Annotated in this window: 18 protein-coding genes; 4 read left to right on the forward strand and 14 right to left on the reverse strand. The window is 55.5% G+C overall.

Annotated features, from left to right (window positions below; translation table 11 throughout):
- The first annotated feature begins 74 nt into the window (after window positions 1-74).
- From leuC to MNODULE_RS17785, 3 genes are read left to right on the forward strand one after another with little or no spacing between them, the layout of a single operon-like run.
- Complete coding sequence (gene leuC, locus MNODULE_RS17775; protein WP_168062349.1) at window positions 75-1,481, forward strand: 3-isopropylmalate dehydratase large subunit; 1,407 nt, start codon at window positions 75-77, stop codon at window positions 1,479-1,481.
- Window positions 1,482-1,494: 13 nt separating this feature from the next.
- Window positions 1,495-2,088 (forward strand): 3-isopropylmalate dehydratase small subunit, encoded by a 594-nt coding sequence (leuD, locus tag MNODULE_RS17780; RefSeq protein WP_168062352.1) that lies wholly within the window; start codon window positions 1,495-1,497, stop codon window positions 2,086-2,088.
- 34 nt (window positions 2,089-2,122) lie between these two features.
- The gene (locus tag MNODULE_RS17785) at window positions 2,123-2,656 is read left to right on the forward strand and encodes a hypothetical protein (RefSeq protein ID WP_168062354.1); all 534 of its coding nucleotides are present in this window, start codon (window positions 2,123-2,125) and stop codon (window positions 2,654-2,656) included.
- 90 nt (window positions 2,657-2,746) lie between these two features.
- Here MNODULE_RS17785 and MNODULE_RS17790 read toward each other — a convergent pair whose 3' ends face one another.
- A complete protein-coding gene (locus tag MNODULE_RS17790; protein ID WP_168062357.1) occupies window positions 2,747-2,977 on the reverse strand; it encodes a hypothetical protein in 231 nt (76 codons plus the stop codon).
- A gap of 448 nt (window positions 2,978-3,425) precedes the next feature.
- Between MNODULE_RS17790 and MNODULE_RS17795 the strand changes: the two genes are divergently transcribed.
- Complete coding sequence (locus MNODULE_RS17795; RefSeq protein WP_168062360.1) at window positions 3,426-4,169, forward strand: alpha/beta hydrolase; 744 nt, start codon at window positions 3,426-3,428, stop codon at window positions 4,167-4,169.
- Here MNODULE_RS17795 and MNODULE_RS17800 read toward each other — a convergent pair.
- The 13 genes from MNODULE_RS17800 to MNODULE_RS17860 form a co-directional block, all read right to left on the reverse strand.
- Entirely contained in the window at window positions 4,150-5,358 is a 1,209-nt protein-coding gene (locus tag MNODULE_RS17800; RefSeq protein WP_168062362.1) for an MFS transporter, read from the reverse strand. The two genes, MNODULE_RS17795 and MNODULE_RS17800, sit on opposite strands and share 20 nt — an antisense overlap.
- A 72-nt stretch (window positions 5,359-5,430) precedes the next feature.
- Window positions 5,431-6,222, reverse strand: a complete 792-nt coding sequence (locus MNODULE_RS17805; protein WP_168062364.1) for a nitrilase-related carbon-nitrogen hydrolase — start codon at window positions 6,220-6,222, stop codon at window positions 5,431-5,433.
- A complete protein-coding gene (locus tag MNODULE_RS17810) occupies window positions 6,219-6,950 on the reverse strand; it encodes an ABC transporter ATP-binding protein (RefSeq protein WP_168062366.1) in 732 nt (243 codons plus the stop codon). Before MNODULE_RS17810 ends, MNODULE_RS17805 begins: the two co-directional genes overlap by 4 nt.
- Before the next feature lie 2 nt (window positions 6,951-6,952).
- Entirely contained in the window at window positions 6,953-8,272 is a 1,320-nt protein-coding gene (locus MNODULE_RS17815) for a hypothetical protein (protein WP_168062368.1), read from the reverse strand.
- Window positions 8,269-9,996, reverse strand: a complete 1,728-nt coding sequence (locus MNODULE_RS17820; protein ID WP_168062370.1) for an ATP-dependent DNA ligase — start codon at window positions 9,994-9,996, stop codon at window positions 8,269-8,271. Before MNODULE_RS17820 ends, MNODULE_RS17815 begins: the two co-directional genes overlap by 4 nt.
- 166 nt (window positions 9,997-10,162) lie before the next feature.
- Window positions 10,163-11,242, reverse strand: coding sequence for a S1C family serine protease (locus tag MNODULE_RS17825; RefSeq protein ID WP_168062372.1), 1,080 nt, complete (start codon window positions 11,240-11,242; stop codon window positions 10,163-10,165).
- Window positions 11,243-11,264: 22 nt separating this feature from the next.
- A complete protein-coding gene (locus MNODULE_RS17830) occupies window positions 11,265-11,750 on the reverse strand; it encodes a cupredoxin domain-containing protein (protein WP_168062374.1) in 486 nt (161 codons plus the stop codon).
- Window positions 11,747-12,148: a hypothetical protein gene (locus MNODULE_RS17835; RefSeq protein ID WP_168062376.1), complete on the reverse strand. Its 402-nt coding sequence runs from the start codon at window positions 12,146-12,148 to the stop codon at window positions 11,747-11,749. The genes MNODULE_RS17830 and MNODULE_RS17835 overlap by 4 nt, the downstream gene beginning before the upstream one ends.
- Before the next feature lie 198 nt (window positions 12,149-12,346).
- Window positions 12,347-14,755 (reverse strand): serine/threonine-protein kinase, encoded by a 2,409-nt coding sequence (locus tag MNODULE_RS17840; protein WP_168062378.1) that lies wholly within the window; start codon window positions 14,753-14,755, stop codon window positions 12,347-12,349.
- Window positions 14,752-16,071, reverse strand: a complete 1,320-nt coding sequence (locus tag MNODULE_RS17845) for an FHA domain-containing protein (protein ID WP_168062381.1) — start codon at window positions 16,069-16,071, stop codon at window positions 14,752-14,754. The genes MNODULE_RS17840 and MNODULE_RS17845 overlap by 4 nt, the downstream gene beginning before the upstream one ends.
- A gap of 323 nt (window positions 16,072-16,394) precedes the next feature.
- The gene (locus MNODULE_RS17850) at window positions 16,395-16,799 is read right to left on the reverse strand and encodes a TraR/DksA family transcriptional regulator (RefSeq protein ID WP_202882252.1); all 405 of its coding nucleotides are present in this window, start codon (window positions 16,797-16,799) and stop codon (window positions 16,395-16,397) included.
- 26 nt (window positions 16,800-16,825) lie between these two features.
- Window positions 16,826-17,341 carry an NUDIX hydrolase gene (locus MNODULE_RS17855; protein ID WP_168062383.1) on the reverse strand — a complete coding sequence of 172 codons (516 nt, stop codon included), beginning with the start codon at window positions 17,339-17,341 and terminating at the stop codon, window positions 16,826-16,828.
- Window positions 17,342-17,539: 198 nt separating this feature from the next.
- Window positions 17,540-19,006 (reverse strand): MFS transporter, encoded by a 1,467-nt coding sequence (locus MNODULE_RS17860; RefSeq protein ID WP_168062385.1) that lies wholly within the window; start codon window positions 19,004-19,006, stop codon window positions 17,540-17,542.
- Between the last annotated feature and the right edge of the window lie 21 nt (window positions 19,007-19,027).

The raw sequence follows: 19,027 nt of genomic DNA on the forward strand, positions 1-19,027 counted from the left end.
CAACGCCACTTGGTTTCGGTTATAATGGCGGCTCGCATCGTCATTAAACGGATTGATCGGGAGATGAGAACAGCATGAAACCGAAAACAATGTTTGAAAAGATCTGGGAAGCCCACGTCGTCCATGAAGAGGCCGGGAAGCCGTCGCTCATTTACATCGATCGGCATTTGATTCATGAGGTGACCTCGGCCCAAGCCTTCGACGGACTTCGGCTGGCCAAGCGGAAGGTGCGGCGGCCCGAATTAACGTTCGCCACGATGGATCACAACGTCCCGACCACCGATCGCGCCCTCCCGATCGAAGATGAAATCTCGGCCAAACAGATGGACACCCTCTCGCGCAATTGCAAAGAGTTCGGGGTGACCCTCTTCGATCTGAACGATCCGGAGCAAGGGATCGTCCATGTCATCGGTCCGGAATTGGGGCTGACCCTCCCCGGCTTTACTCTTGTCTGCGGCGACAGCCATACCTCCACCCACGGGGCGTTCGGGGCGCTGGCGTTCGGAATCGGCACGAGCGAGGTGGAGCATGTCTTGGCGACGCAGTGTCTTCTTCAAGACAGACCGAAAACCTTCCTGATCGACGTGAACGGCCCGCGCCCCTACGGCGTGGAGGCGAAAGACATCATCCTCTCCATCATCGGGCGGATCGGCACCGGCGGCGGCGTCGGCAGCGTCATCGAATACGCCGGCGATACGATCCGGTCGCTCAGCATGGAAGAGCGCATGACCGTTTGCAACATGTCGATCGAGGGCGGAGCCCGCGCCGGGATGATCGCCCCGGACGAGAAGACCTTTGAATATTTGAAAGGACGAAAATACGCCCCCAAAGATTTTGATGCGGCGGTGGCGCGATGGAAGAAGCTCCCGACCGATCCGGGCGCGGCCTTCGATCGAACGCTGAAGATCGATGCGGCGACGTTGACCCCTCAGGTCACCTGGGGAACCAATCCCGGCCAGGTCCTGCCGATCGACGCCCGCATTCCGAATCCGTCCGAATATACCGATCCGAACGACCGGAAGTCGGCCGAGCGGGCCCTCGAATACATGGGGCTGCACCCCGGAACCCGGATCGAGGAGATCCCGATCGAGCGTGTCTTCATCGGCTCCTGCACCAACGCCCGGATCGAAGATCTTCGCCGGGTCGCCCAGTTCGTGAAGGGCCGCCGGGTCTCCTCCAAAGTCTATGCGATGATCGTCCCCGGATCGCAGCAGGTGAAGAAAAAGGCCGAAGAGGAAGGGCTCCATCGCATCTTCAAAGAGGCCGGGTTCGATTGGCGGGAGTCGGGCTGCTCGATGTGCCTCGGCATGAATCCCGATATCCTCAAGCCGGGCGAACGCTGCGCCTCCACCTCCAACCGGAATTTCGAGGGACGCCAGGGAAAGGGAGGACGGACCCATCTCGTCAGCCCGATCATGGCGGCCGCCGCGGCGGTCGAGGGACATTTCGTCGACGTTCGTCAATACGATTCTAAAAAGTAGAAAGGGAGAATTCATGGAGCCATTCACCAAATTAAACGGACTGGTCGCGCTGCTCGATCTTCCGAACGTCGATACCGATCAGATCATTCCGAAGCAGTTTCTGAAGCGGATCGAGCGGACCGGATTCGGACAGTTTCTTTTTTATGACTGGCGTTTTATCGACGGCAAGCAGCTCAACCCCGAATTCGAGATGAACGCCGACCGGTATAAAGGGGCGACGATTCTCGTCACGCGCGCCAACTTCGGCTGCGGCTCCTCGCGCGAGCATGCCCCCTGGTCGCTCCTCGATTACGGCTTCAAGTGCCTCATCGCCCCCTCTTTCGCCGACATCTTCTACAACAATTGTTTTAAAAACGGGATGCTTCCGATCGTCCTTTCCGAGGATCAGATCGAAACGATCTTCCAGCGGACCCGCGCCAGGGAGGGTTATCGATTGAATGTCGATCTGGAAAAGCGGGAGATCGCTTCTTCCGACGGCCTGCTCTTTCAATTCGATGTCGATCCCTTCCGGCGGCATTGCCTCTTAAACGGATTGGATGATATCGGGTTGACGCTCCAGCAGGAAGAGAAGATCAGCGCGTACGAGAAAACGCGCGCCTGGGTCTAAGGTAGAGATCCACTCACCTTCAACGCCGAGCTGCGTGTCCATCGAGCCGAAAGAAATCGAACCGACCGGCTGGGTCAAAAAGCTGGGGCCCTATTTCGTCATCCTCTTCCTGGGGCTCGCGCTGGGTGGATTTATTATCTCCTTCCTCCTCCCCTCCATCTGGAAACCGGACTCCCTTGCCGCAATCGAATTCATCAAAGCCGACTATCAATCCATGCTGGCAGAAGGGGTTCGGGATCTTCCGGAGGAGACGACCGCCTACGCGGAGCGCGAGGAGTGTTGGACGGGAGATCAGACCCACTGTGTTTACGGTTGGTATACCGAATGGAAAGGGGCGGTCTACCTCATCAGCTATACATATGGCACGCGGGAGGATGACCGGCGGGGTATTCTGCGGGGCTGGTGGTGGGAGGTCGATATGAAAAACAAAACGGCCCGCCCCGTCTGGCTCTCCGAAGCGCTTTGGAAATCGTATGCGCTCCAGCCGACCGAAGGCTTCCTTGGCCTCATCGATTCGGCGGAAAATCCGCTTCACCCGGCCATCCCTCCGCTCATGAAAATTCCATGACTCGAAATGAGTCGACGGACAATCCCCTGATCCGGGAGATTGTCCGCCGACGAAGGAATGATTTTTAGAGGAAGAATAAATCAGCCGCGTTCAGCGGGCGGAGTGGATGATCGGCTCGCCGGCGTGGGGCTTCAGATATTTTATTTTCCCAACGACAGGCCGCTGCGTGGTTCCACTCCAGTTCGGTTCGATCCCCTCGGGTGTCTGATTGTTGTCCGGAACGTCGGACTGAATATCCATCGATGAAGTCATTGCAAAGATCACATTAATAAATAAGAAAGCAATTAAGACAATCCATAATCCAAAATATTGATCGATCATTTTACCTCCTTGAAGATTTTTGAAAATACATTTTTCATATACAGCAAGGCCCGTGCCAAATGATCATTCTCGTATACTCTTTTATCCTATTGAAACAAGGAGATAAAATGAACTTTGCTTTCTTCTTGCGAAAAGAATCCGCCCAATCGGGTGGGCAAATCCCCCAACGGTGGGGCAAATCCCCCGGATTGATTCAGGAATGTGGATCTCGGATTGAACGCTCTGCGCGTCTGTCTCCCGTCGATCCTAAGCCATTCCCGGGTTCGCTTCCATTGGGTGTTTTCGACTGCATCAGGTCATCGGAGGTTGCGGCAGTCCGCACTGTACTTGCATTGACATCTTTCACTCAATCGGCAGTTACGGTATGGTGAAAGCGCCACGGATTCGATTCCTTCAATCTTTCACCTTCTGGTTCTTATCGGCCTTTCTCCTGGAAAGCGGTTGCGCCATGAAAAGCCTCATTTTCTTCCCCGAGAAAGAGATCACCCTCACCCCCGCCGACGCCGGCCTTGCATTCGAAGACCTCACCCTTACCACCGCCGACGGCGTCAAAATCAACGGGTGGTTCGTCCCCCATCCCGAAGCACAGACGACGATTCTCTGGCTTCACGGAAACGGGGGGAACATGAGCCACCGGGTAGGGCGAATCGACCGTTCCCATCACACGCTAAAAGCAAACGTTCTCATCATCGACTATCGGGGATATGGGCGAAGCGGCGGGCGGGTCTCGGAGAAAGGGACCTATCTGGATGCCGTCGCGGCGTATGATTACCTTCTCACCCGGGACGATGTCGATCCGGCGAGGATCATTCCTTTCGGGGCTTCGCTCGGGGCGGCGGTTGCGGTCGAGCTGGCCCTTCAGAGAAAAGTGCAGGGGCTGGTCTTGGAGGCGCCCTTCACCTCGATTCGAGAGATGGCGCGGGTCGCCCTCCCCTGGCTTCCGGTCGGAGGGCTCATCACGACCCGCTACGATAATCTCTCGAAGATCGGACGATTGGAAATTCCGATCTTGATCCTCCACGGCGACCGGGACGAGACGATTCCCTTCGCGCAGGGCCGGAAGCTCTTCGAGGCGGCCCGCGGGCCGAAGACCTTTTATGCGATTCCCGGCGCCGGCCACAACAATACCGAAGAGGTCGGAGGCGAGGCCTATTTCAAGGCGATGGCCGACTTTATCCTCCGCCTTCCCTGAGCGGCGGCCCGCTCCCCCCTTCCCCCTTCTCCCGATCAAACCGGATGAATGCAATCAGGCTGACCATCAGAACCGCCGCGGCGGCGACGTACATCCTTCCGTAACGCTCTCCGATCGCGATGAAGCCGAGCAGCGGCGCTCCGATGAAGAGACCCAAATCGTAGAGCATGGTAAAGAGGGTGATCGCGCTTCCTCGGTTTTCTTCCCGCGCCCGCTCGATCAGCATGACCGAAAGAATCGGAAAAATGAATCCATGCCCGATCCCGCTGAGCACGCCGCCCACGATCAACCCCGAGGGGGTCGGCCAGAACAAAAGGGCGACGATCCCGACCGCCATTGAAATCATCGATGGATAAAGAACCTTCTTGAGTCCGAACCGGTCGGGCCAACTGCTCCCGGCCAGCCGGACGGTCACGGCGGTGAAGGTGTACGCGATAAAGAAAGGGGTGATCGAGCCGATTCCCATCTTCAGGGCATACGGCTTGAGAAAGACCATGTAGGAGGTCATGCTGAAGGAGAAGGCGACGGTTCCGAGCAGCGGAATGCGAAGCGCCGGCCCCCGCAGAACGGAGAAGAAGCCCTCCGGTTCGGCGTCGTGAGAAGGGGTTTCGGGTTCGCGAATAAAGAGGCTGGTGAAGATCGATAAAAGCGCAAGGGTCGCGCTGCTGAGAAAGAGGGCGGGATATCCCCCAAGCCGGATAATCTGCTCCCCCACCAAAACACCGATCGCGCCGGAGAGGTGCCCCGACACCCCGAAAAGGGCGATCCCTTCCGTCCGCCGCGTTGCCGGCGACAGATCGGCGGCCAGGGTGAAGAAGGCCGCCATCAAGATTCCCATACCGAGCCCATGAAGCAGCCGGACAACGAAGATCGTCCACCCGACCTCATCGATGGCCAGATAAGAAAGATTGGCCCCCAAAAAGACCGCCCCGCCGGCGATCAATATTTTCCGCCGGCCGATCCGGTCAAGCGCCGCGCCGACCCACGGACGAATGAGGATTCCGGAAAACGAGGCGGTCCCCATGATCAGGCCGACCGTAAAAAGATCGGCTCCCAATTGCTGAAGAAACACCGGGAGCAGGACATACGGCCAAAAAGAGAGCCCAAAAAGAAGATGAGCGGTAAAGAGAAGAATAAAGGCGCGCGTGATCAGAACAGGCCGGGTTTCATGAACACTCGGATCTCTCATGGTTTTATCATAACAGAACTGGAAACGAAGAATGAGGGGTGAAGATCAAGAGCAAAGAGTTGATATCATACTTTAGGATTTGACGTAAAGTCGGTCGCGCCGATCTTTTAAGAGATGATTGTAGCGATTGAGCGATTTGTTCCGGGCCAGCTTCGGGTCGATCTCAACCACATGGGACTCCTCTTTCCGATCGGAGGCCCGATAAAGGATTCTCCCTTTCGGATCGACCACCTCGCTCATGCCGATATAGGTGAGGGTTTCCTTCCCGCGCGATTCGGACCCGACCCGATTGGCGGTGATCGCGAAGAGTCGGTTCTCCAAGCAGCGGGTCGGCATTGCATCGGGACAATACGGCAGGACGAGGTTGGAAGGATGCGCGATGATGTCCGCCCCCAAAAGGGCGAGGCTTCGGGCCGCCTCCGGAAAGAACCAGTCGAAACAGATCATCATCCCGACGCGCGCTTTGCCGACCGGGTGGACCTGGAACCGAAGATTGCCGGGGGTGAACCAGCGGGTCTCTTCATAGAAAAGATGGATCTTCCGGTAGACGGAAAGAAGCCCTTTCGGCCCGACCAAGACTGAAGAATTGTAAAACTGTTTTCCGCTTCGCTCCGCCAGCCCGGCGACGAGATGGGTTCTGTTCTCCTTGGCGAGGCGGATCAGCCGTTGCGTCGTCGGGCCGCTCGGGACCGGCTCGGCCAGCGCGGCGACCTCTTTTTTTGATGTAAACTGATAGCTGGTGTTAAATAGCTCCGGCAGAACCCAGAGGTCGGCCCGCTGCCGCGTGATCCACTCCGCCGCGCGGTCGGTGTTCTTTTCCACCTCTCCGAACCGGCAATCGAATTGGACGAAACCGACTTTCAATTTTTTGTCTCCGGGTTCCCGTCACTGGTGAAATAAAGAAATGCCTGATGAAAGGAAGAGGCCTTGGCTTCTTCCTTTAATGCCTCCGGCGTCCCTTCCCGGACCACGGCCCCCTTCTTGAGGATCAATACGCGCCGGCAGAGGCGGTCTACATACTCCATCAGATGGCTGGAGATCAAGACAGTCGCGCCGTTTCGATTGAATTCGACAATCATCTCCGCCAGCCGCTCCATTGTGGCGACATCCAGGCCGTTGAACGGCTCATCGAGGATCAGAAGGCGCGGCGAGCCGATGAAAGCGGTGGAGAGGGCGACCTTTTTCTTCATCCCGAAGGAGAGATCCCGCAGGAGCGCTCTCCGTTTTTCGCTCAGTCCGAAGGTCGCCAACCAGCGGTCGATCTCCGCCGCCGGGGAAGGAACATTCTTGATCTCGGCGATGTAGGTTAAAAGCTCTTCCGGCGTGAGGCGCGGGTAGAGCATCGGCGATTCGGGGAGATAGCCGATCTGGCGCTTGGCCTCCTCCGGATCCTTCTTCAAGTCGATCCCGTTGATCTCCACCCGTCCCGCGTCGGGGTGAAGCAGCCCGGTGATCATCTTCATCAAGGTCGATTTGCCGGCCCCGTTGTTGCCGATCAAACCGCAGATTTCCCCGCCGATTTTTAAATCGAGCGGTTGGACAGCCACAATCCGGCCGTAGCGTTTGGTGACCCCTTGGAGCTGAATCGACATGGCTAGGCCGCCTCCTCATTTTCAAGACGCGTGATTGCGGAACCGCGCAGGTTCCCCAGAACCGGAAAGACCAGAACAAAAAGGAGCGGGTGAAAAACGGCGATAAAAAGGGTGGCGAGCAACGAGAGGAAACCGGCGATGATGTAGTGAAGCGCCGGCTTTTGGTCCCCCTCGCAGACAGTCCCCCCCGTCAGGGCGGATACTGCAAGCCCCACGAGGACCAGTTGAAACAGCAGAGAGAAGCCTTGCGTCGAGGAGAGCGGACGGACGATCATTTCGACGGCCCACACCAGCCAGGGAATCGGAAGAGAGAGAAAAACCGCATAGAGGACCTTTCCTCGCCAGATCCGCTCCACCGCCAGGGGAAGAATGTAATCCATCGCGCGATAAGGCCGCTGGAGGGCAAAGAGGGTCGAAGCGGTCGCGGAGAGGAAATAGACCGCCCCCGCGCAGAAAACCGCGGCGGGAATATTTCCGCGCAGAACGACCGCCGCAACCAGAATGAAGGCAATCGCCAGATTGCGCCAGAAGAGCGGGGCGAAATTCCGCAGGGTCAACTGAAAGTCGCGCACCACCAGCGGGCGGACACTCTCTGGAAGCCACCGGCCGATCCGGTTAAAGAGGTTTCCCCTCGATTGAGATTCAAGCAGAAGCTGCTCGACCCCGGAGACATCGCTGTACCGCCACCGCCCGAATCCCCAAAATCCGACCGTCACCAGAAACGGGGCGGCGAAATCGAGCCACCAGCCCATGCTTTCGATCGGGAGAAACCAGATCAGCCAGAGGAGAATGAAGAGGGCCAAGAGGAGCTCCGCCCGGCTCGGCGGATGAAGATGATTCCATAAGATCGTCAACCCGATCTCCATGCCGGGAAAGAAAAGCCAAAAGGTAAAGACCCACCCGATCAGGTCGGGCTTATCAAAGAAGAGGACGGCGAAAAGGGCGAAGAGAAAGAAGGGAAAGTCTCGGATCAGCTGTTCGATATAGAACATCACGTATCGTGTCTCAGGCCGGATCGGCAACAGATCATCAATCGTCAGCGATTGCTCGGTCGGATAGAGGCGTTTTGAAAGGGGGAGAAAGTTAAAGAAAATCTTCAAGGAAAGGACGGCGAGCACCCCTTGAAGCAACGTCTCTTGGGAGATGGCGATGGACTGGACCGCGCCGATCTTGGAAGCGAAATCGTGAAAGATCCGCCGTCCCAACAGAAAGACGGCGCCGATCATGACCGGAGCGAGAATGAAATAGGTCGCCCACTCCTCCGTCCATGTCCGGACAAGCCCCTTGATCCGAACTTTCAGATACGAGCGAAGCGCACTCATTCCATCTTCACCCGTTTTTGCAGGTTGAACATATCGATGATTTCAGAAACGGTGGTGGCGTCCCGCGGGCTTTTATCGGTCCGGATGAACCCCTGGACGCGGGGGAAACGGAGGGCATAACCGATCCCATCCGCGTCTCTCCCTGCGGTATGGTTGGGGGATCGGGTGATCTCGTCGGCGGTCACCGTGATGACATATTTGGGATTCACCCAGACATCGGGGGTGATCTCCGAGTCGACCGGATGGGGACGCTCCGGGGCCGCCTCTTCGTCGAGGAGCTGTTTGAGCTGGACCAGCTCTTCTTCCGAAAAACCGGTTCCGATCCGCGTCACGGTTTTGAATCGATCTTCCCCCGGATCGTAGACGGCCGAGAGAATCGTCCCGATGCCGAACTTCGCCCGGTGGCCCTTGCCGGCAAAATAGCCGACGATGACGAGATCGACCGAGTCGGAGAGCGCTCCTTTATAGCTCCGCTTCAGCTTGATCCAATTGAAGTTCCGAGAACCGGCCGCGTAAGGTCCATCGAGCCGTTTGGCGACGATCCCTTCCAGTCCCCGCTCGATCGACGCGTCGAAGAATTTTTGGATCTCGACCGGATCTTCGGTCTCGATGGCGTGGGAGACTTCCATCACCGGGTTTTTCTTGATCAGCTCGAACAGTTTTTTTCTCCGCTGAGCATACCCATGATGGGTATAATCCTCGCCGTTCAAATAAAGAAGATCGAAGACGAAGAACTTGAGCGGGAAAGCTTTCGCCATATCTTCGATCCCATGTTTGCGCTTCCGCTGACTGGTGATCTGAAACGGCAGAAGATCGCCGGTCGCCTCATTGAAAGCCAGCGCCTCTCCCTCGATGATGATCTCTTGTTCGCGGAAGAGATTCCGGCAGGCCTCGGCGATTTCAGGGAACATCGGGGTGGTCCGCTCTTGGTTTCGGGAGAAGATGGCGAGATCATTCTTGCTCTTGTGGATCTGGCAACGAAGGCCGTCATATTTCACCTCCACGGAGCAGCGGCCGATCTTCTCGACGATCTCTTCGGCGGAGCTCAGCCGTTCACAGAGGGCCGGGCGGATCGGATAACCCATCCGGACCGACATGGCGCGGATCCCTTCCTCTCCCGCTTGGTAGAGGGTTTTGGCGACGAGGCCGAGATCGGAGGTGATGTTGTAGGCCCGGTCAAGCTCCTTTCGATAGGCCCGATCCCCTTTCGAGAGGGCCAGCGCTTCCAGGATGGTGGCATCTCCCGCGCCGAGCCGCAGCTTTCCCGCCATAAACCGGGCGACATACTTCGCTTCGAGGGGGGAAACCGCGCCGATGAGCTCGCAAACGGCATCGATCTTCCGCTCCACGCTCCCCTCCCCCGACATCGTCGCGATCGCATCAATTCGCTCGTAGACTTCGGCGACCGTGAGCCCCTTCCCTTCGCCGTGAATCACCTTCTCCGCCAATCCGCCGAGGTCTCCGACGATCCGATACTGTTTCGCGATCATCTCCGGATCGACATCGCCCGCCTTCGCCAGGGCGCGAAGGAGATATTTCTCCGACATGCCGATGTTGATTCCATGAAAAGGAGGGAGGAGCTCTCCTTGGGCCAGGTAGATGATCTTGTCGATCTCTTCCGCGTTCGCCTGCTGGAAGAGATCGGAGAGGATCGCAAACATCTCCAGCCGTTTCGACGTCGCTTCCAGCTTCTCAAAGTAATGGACGAGGTTCAGGAACTTCATTTCAATCTCAAATTCATCTTTGTCAAAATAACCACCGAGCAATCATACCATACCTCATTGGAGCATTGTAGGGGCGACCCGGTGGGTCGCCCTTCTTTTCACGGCAATCAGACGCACAGCAAAAGCAGGGCGAGGCGGTGCCTCGCCCCTACGAACCCTATTAAAATCATCGACCCCGCCGTGGGCGTTCGCCCAGCTTGACCTCGACTTCCCTCTTCTCCCGGCCCCGCCAGAGGATCAGCCGGACCTTATCCCCCGGCCGTTTGCTCTTCATCACCTGATGGAACGCTTCCGCAGACGCGACCTCTTCCCCGTCGACGGCGACCAGAATGTCCCCGCCGATTACGAGAATCGCGTTCCCGACCTCGACCCGCTGGGTTCCTCCCCGGATGCCGGCCCGGTGCGCCGGCCCCCCCCGCACCACCCGGGCGACCATCACCCCTTTTCGGACCGGCAGCGAGAGGGCCTCCGCAAATTCGGGAAGAAGGGTCTGCGTATCGATGCCGATCCAGGCATAGGCGACATAGCCTTTTGTAATCAGCTCGTTCAAAATCCGTTTGGCGGTGTTGATCGGAATGGCGAATCCGATCCCGACGCTTCCCCCCGACGGGGTAAAGATGGCGGTGTTGATCCCGACCATCTTTCCCTCCGAATTAAGAAGCGGACCGCCCGAATTCCCCGGATTGATCGCGGCGTCGATCTGGATCACCTCATCCATCTCCAGGTCGCCGGCGCGAATGTTCTTCCGAACGGAGCTGATGATGCCGGCGGTCAGGGTCCGCTCCAGGCCGAAGGGATTCCCGATCGCCAGGACTTTTTGGCCGGGGCGGAGCCCGTCCGAATTCCCCATCGGGATCGCCGTCAGACGCTCCGGCGGCGCGTTGACCTTGATGACGGCGAGATCGGTCTGCGGATCGGACCCGACCAGTTCCCCCGGCCACTTACTCCCGTCGGCCAAGGTGATCTCCAGGCGTTCGGAGTCGCGGATCACATGGTTGTTGGTGAGGATATATCCTTTCTTATCGATGACGGAGCCGGAGCCGGAGGCTTCGGAAGGAATGGGATTGAGGAAAAAATCGTAAGTGACGGCGATGCTGGTGATGTTGACGACGCTGGCGTTGACGCGCTGATAGATCTCGATCGTGTTTTCCTCGTCTCCGACGAAGGCCGAGGGGGTGGAGAAAGAGAATAAAACGAATAGAAGCGAGAACAAAAGCGCGGCGGTCCAGCATCTCTGGATCGACATCCCGCTCTTCGGGGCTCGGTCTTTAGAGAATGAACGGTTCTGTATCAGGGATTCTCTCCCGGGAAGGCGATTCGGGCTGTTCTCTTTTGTGCGGCGGGCTGGTCGGACGATCCCCCACCACGATCGTTCCGGTGATACGGCCGAAGGTCTTATCGGTTGAGAAGACAAGGGTATAATCATAGCTCCCCGCCTCCTCGAATTTTTTTTCAACCGTCGTAAAGGGTGAGATGAAGGATGGTTGATCGGACGCCGGCGAGGCCGGCTCGATCTGGATCCGGAGATCATAGGTCGTAAAATTACTCCAGGAGACGGTTTCTCCCGGTTCGATTTTCAGAATGGGGGGATTGAGTTCCAAACCCGATCCCATGGCGCCGTTCGAAATCCGAATCTGCGCCTTGTCATTTTGATCGACGGTGAAAGAGGCGCACCCGGTCAAAAAAACGAGAAGCAGTATGGGGGCGGCGAATCCCCTCATCCGATATAGAAGAAAGGCGGTCCAATGGATCATGGTGTGGGTGGAGTCCCTCCTTGTATCCGATTGACCAGTTTTTCCCGCTCGCCCGGCAATTCCGGCACGACCATAAATTGGATGAGCGCCCATGAGCGGTCGCGATCTCCGTCGACCTGAATCCGGTAGAGACCCCGGTATTGGAGGTTCGGATCTTCAGGGGTGACGTCGATCTCCTTCGGATGCGTTTGAATAAACCCGGCGCGTTCATCGGCGACGGCAACCTCATAACCCTCCGCCTCCAGCGCATCAACAATACGACCGAAGGCCGCCGGATAACCGAATTGGAACATGACGGCCTCCTTGGGAAAATCCTCAGGAGCGGCTTCCATTCGCTCGGGGCCGGTTGCACAAGCGGTCAACAAGAGGATAAGAATGAACGGAATCGCTTTCTTCACAACACCCTCCGCACGATGATCAGCACTCTAATGGAGTGCCGAATGAGTTGTCAATCGAAATTTAAACCTATCAGGACTCAACACGTCTCTGCTTGCACGAATTGAGGAACGGCTTTCCCATTGCCTTGAGTGTAATCTCCTCTTCGAGAGGCTGTCAAGGCATGCGGAAAAAGGGGAAAGGGGAAGGGCGATTGGCGGTCAGGCGAGCTTTCCGAGATCTTCGATGATTTCGGTGACTTTCTTATAACGTTTCGATTTGTCCTTCTCGATCGTTTTCATAATCAACCGGTCGAGCTCTTCCGAAAGTTTAGGATTCAAGGTGCGGGGGTGGGCGGGGCGCGTGTGAAGATGGTGGTAATAAACGTCCCCCTGAACAAACGGAGGGCGACCCGCCACCATCCGGTAGAAAGTACAACCGAGGGAGTAAATATCCGATTGATGATCGACTTTCTCCCCGAGAATTTGTTCGGGCGCCATATAAAGCGGGGTTCCTTTGACTGAAGTTTTATCCGCCGCCGTTTCACTGACGACCTTTGCGAGACCGAAATCCATGATCTTGACCCGCAGATCATGCGCCAGCATGACATTCGCCGGCTTTATATCACGGTGGACGACATTTTTGCTGTGCGCGTAGGAAACACCGACGCAGATCTCTTTCATAATCTCGATCAGTTTTTTTAGCCCGGTTTCGTTTTTTTCCAGGTATTCCTTGAGCGTGATTCCATTGACATATTCCATGGTGATAAAAATTTCATCCCCATTTTTGCCTGTGTCGAAAATCGTCACCACGTTGGGATGATTGAGGGCCGCGGCAATCCTTGCCTCTTGCAGGAAGCTTTGGAGCATCGCTTCGTTTTCACGTATGGCCGACGGCAGGACTTTATAAGCGACGAGCCGTTTCAAGAGGGTATCTTCGGCCTGATAGACTACCCCCATTCCCCCTTGTCCTATTTTTTTGATGATCTTATATCGGGATGTGGACGGCTGAACCGGCGCGGCGGCCGGCCGGGCGGTGGCTTCCTCGATCCGCGTGGCATCAAGCACTTTTTTCACCGTGGTGAGCGCTTTTTTGAGGAGGGTGCTGCGGCTCTTGGCGTCCCGATAGCTGTAGTCTTCCGCCAGAATCCGCTCATACAAATTTTGCGCCTCTTCAAACTCCTTCTGCTTTTCATGGAGCAAGGCCAACTGATAATAAAATTCCAAATTCTCCGGGCCGATCGTCTCCTGCGAGATAATTTTTTGGTATCTCTCCCGCGCGGCATCGATCATTCCCCTTTCCACGAGGAGCTGTCCGAGCAAGAGCGACGCCGGATGATATTCGGACGACTGAGAATCGATTTTCTGAAGATAGGAGATCGACTGATCGACTTTCCCCTGCTGCTTGTACAGAAGGGCCGCGTCGTAATAATTCCCCCCGGACTCTTGCATCCGGGCCGCTTTATCGAACTGCTCAAGCCGGATATAAAGATCGGCGGCTTCTCTGAATCGGCCCCCTTTCTCCAACGCCTGAGCGGCCGACGCCGTGTCCCCGACCGAGAGGAACAGGTCGCTCGCCCGGTGATAGTCTCCATTCTTCATCAACATTTCGCCCGCTTTCGCTTTATCGCCGATCCGTTCGTACAACTCGGCCGCTTCGACCCACCCCTCTCCCCGCTCGAAGGCCTCCGCCGCGGGAAGGAATTTCCCCTCTTCCTGAAACTTCTTTCCGACCACGCGATTCCCCCGGCGGGTATCTCCGATTTGCTCGTAAAGTGAGGCGGCGCGATCAAACGCTTTTGCGGTCAGAAACAATTCCGCGGCCTTCTCCGCCTCTCCTCCTTGAACGGCCGCTTCCGCCGCCTCCAAGGCGAAGCCTCCGGCGGTGAGGATCTCGACCGCTTTTGGAAACTGTTTCAGTTTCATATAAATTTGCCCGCTCTGGAAAGCGGCCTGAGCGATTTGATTTGTTTTCTCGGAAGCGGGGCCCGAACGGGCCCGTTTCTCCCTCAAAAAGTACTTTTCGTACATTTCGGCCGCTTTGGGGAGATCGTTGGCTTGATCGTAAAGAGTCGCCGCCTTAAGCAGGTTTCCGAACTTTTCGTATTGCTTCGCCGCCTCTTTGAACCGCTTTGCCTTTTCGTATGCCTCGGCGGCCAGCGATATTTTTTTGCAGGTCAGGTAACATTCCGCCGCCCGGACGTACTCTCCTCCCTTTTGGTACATCACGGCCGCCTTCTCGGTATCCCCGGAAAGCTTATAAAATTGCGCCGATTCCTGCCATTGCTTTTTCAACTCAAAAATTCGACCGACCTGCTGATATGCTTTCCCTTCTTTGTATAAACGGATCGCTTCTTCATACTCCCCGGCCTGCTCGAAGAGTTCGGCCGCCCGGTAAAGATCGTGCGATTTGGCGGCCTCTTTGGCCTCTTTCAAGGGATTGTATGCATTTGTCGAAGGACGCATGGAAAAATAGCGCCGGGCAAGGGGAATACCGATGGCGATCAGGAAAAAGAGGGAGGCATAACCGACGAGGGTCGGTTTGGAAACGCCGGATATCCACTGCTCAAGGAAAAGAACCGGATCGTCAAAAAGGCGGGAGAGGTCGAAGCGCCAGGAAGCCTGGTTCATTTCTTACAAACAACCCTCAGGCGGGTGTCCCCCACTGTAATGACATCCTCTGCGGAGAGGGGTTTTCTGTCGATCTTTTGATCATTCACAAAGATGCCGTTGGTGCTCTTGAGATCGACGAGGATAAAACCCTTTTCGGACCATTCCAGATCAGCATGATGACGGGAGACTTTCGGATCGTTCACGACGACGTCGGTTTTTCCCCTGCCGATCGAAAGCAGTTTGGGAGAAAGCTCAAAGAAGCGGCCGACCTCTTTTCCGGAAATCACTTCGAGGGCCCAGGCTCCGAGATTTTCCTGCGGGGCGGACCGAATCGGCTCGGAGGTCGACGAAGCGGAGATTTCCGAATCGGTCTGTCCTTCTTTTCCGGAGAAGTGAAAGGTCGCCGATCCGATCCGGATCTCATCCTGATCCGAGAGCTTTTTCCGGAGGACCTTCTCCTTGTTTACGAAGGTCCCGTTTCGGCTCCCCCGATCCTCGATATAAAATCCGTCCTCGTCTTCTTTGATGATCGCATGCTCCCTTGAGACCATCGGGTCTTTGATCGCCCAATCGCTTCTGAGATCACGGCCCATTGTGAAAATCCCTTTATCGAGGATTTTTTCGATCGGCGCTTCCGTTTTTTCTTCTTTGAGAATCAAGCGGGGTCGTGAGGCAAGATGGCGCTCCACCCCCTCCCCTAACGCTTCGAGGGCATCATCGACATCGGCCGCCGGCGAGACGTCCAGATCGTAAAAAAGCTGGATCTCCATCGGCTCGGCGCCGTCCGACGAGTAGGTATAGATTAAAAGCTGCTCGTGAAGGCTCCCCTCTTTCGTCACTTCGCCCGCGGCCTGGAAATAGGTCTCCGAGAGTTTTCCTCCCCTGAAATAGAAGAGGTTCATCTCTTCCCCCTTCTTCAGCAGGAGAACGGCCTCCTTCTTTTTTTTCTGCACCTGATTTAAAAGCGCTTCGATATTGAGGATGTCGGTCGTCGCCACGATATTCGGTTTTTTCTGAGCCAAGACGAGAAGCGCTTTGAAAAAGATCGGATTGGTAACGTAGAGATGGATGGCCCCTTGGGCCTGGGACATTTCGGTAAAATAATCCGTAAAGGGAAGGGGCAAGAAGGAATTCTCCTTCAGTTCGACTGCGGCGTAGAGATCATCCTGTAAAATGAAAAGCAGAAGAGAGCGGTCTTTCTCCTCCAACAATAAAACGGCGGTGACCAAATCTCCCTTCGATTTCAGATCATTGAAGATCGTTTCGATATGGCCCGCGGAGTAAAGATTCTTTGAAAACAGTACTTTCTGATTCGCAATGAGGTCTCTTAACATCACGCTCTCGAACAGGATGATTTTAAAAATAGTTTAGTTTATAACCTAATTTCTGTCAAACAACGAGAACGTGAATTGACGATGTTTTTAGCAGGTTACCTTTATGCGAATCAGGGAGGGCCGCCTCTTAAGGTATAGGGCCGGCGGGCGGGATTTTGTCGCGGGATTAGAATATAGAATACTTGGGGGTGAACCTCCTTCGTTAAAGAGGCCACCCCCCGTTTCTTGGCGCTTGGCTCCAGTATTTCACTCGCCGAGTGAGTATTCCGGATAGAAATCACGACGTTTTCGCAGCGAGCCGATCAAATCGGCCGGTCTGCCGCTTACGCCTCGGTTCGGGTTTTCTCGATCTTTTCGAAAAGCTCTTGCCGTTCTTTGCAAGCGACACAATATTTTGCAAACGGCATCGCTTTGAGCCGGCCGGCGCTGATTTCCGCGCCGCACTCCTCGCATATGCCGTATCGGTTTTCCGGCAGCTTGATCAGCGCTTCCTCGATTTCCTTCAAGAGACGATTGTTCATTTCGAGAAGGGTCAGATCCACATCGGTTTCATGATTCTTGAGCGATTGATCGCCCGTATCCAAGATGCCGGACGGGGTGTCTTCCTGGGCCACCATTAAATTCTCGATTTGTTGGACCACCTCTCTTTTCTTGTTCAAAAGTATTTCTTGGAGTGCCTTTCTTCTCTTATCGCCTTGCTCCATCGGTCGAACCTCCATCAAACTCATCCTCATCTCCTGCGCGTTCGTGCTCATTAGATCGTGCTTGAATTGTCCGTGTCGTTTGGAAGAATGTTTTCAACCTTCACGGAAGGAACCGGTATTTTCTGGCCGTATACGGCCGTCAAGTAACGGGTCGCCTTTTCCATAATGGTCCTCTCGCTGCTATGGGTCAACATTCCCATCGCTTCCTGCAGAGCCACCCACCGGGCTTCATCGACCTCGGAATCATGATCCTTTTCATCACCTCTTAAATATTCCAAAAGATAAAAATGGACCGTCTTAAAGATCTTCGTCTCTTCCTCTTTGGAATAAAACCAATATTGTATTTGTCCGATTTTTTCCAGAACGCGTCCAAACACGCCGGTCTCTTCCCGCACTTCTCTGATCGCCGTTTCCTGGAGGCTTTCTCCCTTCTCCACGGAACCTTTCGGAAGACACCAAATCAGTTTTCCCCTTTGGTTGTAATGCGAGATCAGCACGACCTGAATGCCGTCTTCTTTCGCTTTATAAATGACCCCGCCCGATGATGTATGCCTTCTTGTTTTCATGATTCCTTCATTCAACAGCCGATTAGACCGGTTGAATTCCCCCTTCGGAAATCTTAAAAAATTTTAGCACTAATAAAATCAAAATGACAAGACCTTTTGACTTAAGATCCGTAAAAACTTTCAAATGCTCAAACAGGGGCGATGCTTTTTTCATGCTGTGGACGCGGGCGTACGTGATCGGGCGGAGGATGCCCGCTGCTACTCTTTTCTGTCTCCGAGTGTAACGGGAAGTTTTTCTTTTTCCTTGGGGCGGCGGATCTCTTTCAGAACGGTGGAAGCCCTTTCTCTTCCGAGGGTAAACAGATTGAATTTGAATCCGGAGACCGGCCGCATTTGAGCCATGGCGACGAAAAAGTCCTTCGCCCCGAACGGTCTGACTTCCCGGACTTCTCTGATCATCGGAAGGAGCTTCATTGAGACGGTGAACCGTAAGAGCGCGGAGAGCAAGAAGAGAAGCTGCAGATTCGAAACCAGCGACAGCTGAAAAAAGCCGGCGTCGATCTGCTTCGGGAGCCAGCGGCTTAAATTTCCTCCGAGCAGGGCGCCGAGAAAAATTCCGACGGCATTCGCCGAGTTGTAGATGGCGCTGCACTGGGCGCGCTTCGCAGGAGAGACGGCGTCGAAGACGAAGTTCCCCATGGAGAGGGAGAATCCGGCCCAGGTGATTCCGCCGAATATCTGGATCGCCAGGATGAGATAAAAATTCGTCGTCGACAGCCAAAAGAGGGGGAGGATCGGAAGCAAAACACCGGTGATCGTCAAGACTTTTTTGTTCCCGAACTGGTCGCCGAATCGTCCCCACAGATGCAATGTCAGGAACTGGGCCAAAACCGTCGCCGCAGACGCGCACATAAATTGAAGGTAGCTGAAATTCAGGTCGCGCAGGAGATAAGGGGAGATAAACGGACCGGAAACGTGAACGGAAAAATGGATCAAAGCGGTAAAGAGAACGAATCGTCCGAAATTCGTTTTTCGTCCGTCCCGAAGAAATTGCCAGACGGAGAAATGGTCTTCCGCGCGCGGCGTATACTTCGGCTCGCTCATACGGGAGAGATAGTAGGCCGAGATCAGCCGCGCCGTTAATGCAATCAGGAAGAGGAGACCGAAACCGAAGCCGACCCGTCCCAGACCTTCCGCCCGGTGAAGAAGGAGTCCCGCAAAACAGAGGGAGGCGAAGGCGGCGATGCTCATGACCCCGTTCCTTCTCCCGAAATACCGGCCGCGCCGATTCGAGTGGACAAGATCCCCCATTAGGCTGTGCCAGGCCGGATTCGCAAAACTGCCCAGAACCGAGTAGAGGATGACCGAAGCGATCAACCAGGAGACGGCGCGTCTTTCGGAAAAAAGCGGCGTCGAGAGGATAAAGAGCCATGCCAGGGCCTGCCCGATCACGCCATAGAGGATGATCTTCTTGCGGCTTTTGAGATAATTGAGGAGTCGTACGGAGAGAAATTGGAAAAACGCGCCGACCAGTTGAGGAAGGGCGGCGAGAAGCGCGATTTGAGGATTGCTCGCCTTGAGAAAGATCGCAAAAGCGCCGAGATAGCTCTCCCCGACTCCCGACATGACCGAAAAGAAGAAACCGTCTCGAACGGCGAATTGAAGGCTTTTTTGGACCTGCGGTTCAGGGGAAGGTTCGTTCTCTGGGGCAACTGCCTTTTCCAAGGATCTTTCCAAATCAGACGA

This window comes from Candidatus Manganitrophus noduliformans, assembly GCF_012184425.1.
Lineage (GTDB): Bacteria > Nitrospirota > Nitrospiria > SBBL01 > Manganitrophaceae > Manganitrophus > Manganitrophus noduliformans.

Excerpts from the sequence above, each read along its gene's own strand:
- leuC (WP_168062349.1), top strand. The coding sequence starts at position 75 with ATGAAACCGAAAACAATGTTTGAAAAGATCTGGGAAGCCCACGTCGTC.
- leuD (WP_168062352.1), top strand. The coding sequence starts at position 1,495 with ATGGAGCCATTCACCAAATTAAACGGACTGGTCGCGCTGCTCGATCTT.
- MNODULE_RS17790 (WP_168062357.1), bottom strand. The coding sequence starts at position 2,977 with ATGATCGATCAATATTTTGGATTATGGATTGTCTTAATTGCTTTCTTA.
- MNODULE_RS17795 (WP_168062360.1), top strand. The coding sequence starts at position 3,426 with ATGAAAAGCCTCATTTTCTTCCCCGAGAAAGAGATCACCCTCACCCCC.
- MNODULE_RS17800 (WP_168062362.1), bottom strand. The coding sequence starts at position 5,358 with ATGAGAGATCCGAGTGTTCATGAAACCCGGCCTGTTCTGATCACGCGC.
- MNODULE_RS17810 (WP_168062366.1), bottom strand. The coding sequence starts at position 6,950 with ATGTCGATTCAGCTCCAAGGGGTCACCAAACGCTACGGCCGGATTGTG.
- MNODULE_RS17815 (WP_168062368.1), bottom strand. The coding sequence starts at position 8,272 with ATGAGTGCGCTTCGCTCGTATCTGAAAGTTCGGATCAAGGGGCTTGTC.
- MNODULE_RS17820 (WP_168062370.1), bottom strand. The coding sequence starts at position 9,996 with ATGAAGTTCCTGAACCTCGTCCATTACTTTGAGAAGCTGGAAGCGACG.
- MNODULE_RS17825 (WP_168062372.1), bottom strand. The coding sequence starts at position 11,242 with ATGTCGATCCAGAGATGCTGGACCGCCGCGCTTTTGTTCTCGCTTCTA.
- MNODULE_RS17830 (WP_168062374.1), bottom strand. The coding sequence starts at position 11,750 with ATGATCCATTGGACCGCCTTTCTTCTATATCGGATGAGGGGATTCGCC.
- MNODULE_RS17840 (WP_168062378.1), bottom strand. The coding sequence starts at position 14,755 with ATGAACCAGGCTTCCTGGCGCTTCGACCTCTCCCGCCTTTTTGACGAT.
- MNODULE_RS17845 (WP_168062381.1), bottom strand. The coding sequence starts at position 16,071 with ATGTTAAGAGACCTCATTGCGAATCAGAAAGTACTGTTTTCAAAGAAT.
- MNODULE_RS17850 (WP_202882252.1), bottom strand. The coding sequence starts at position 16,799 with ATGAGTTTGATGGAGGTTCGACCGATGGAGCAAGGCGATAAGAGAAGA.
- MNODULE_RS17855 (WP_168062383.1), bottom strand. The coding sequence starts at position 17,341 with ATGAAAACAAGAAGGCATACATCATCGGGCGGGGTCATTTATAAAGCG.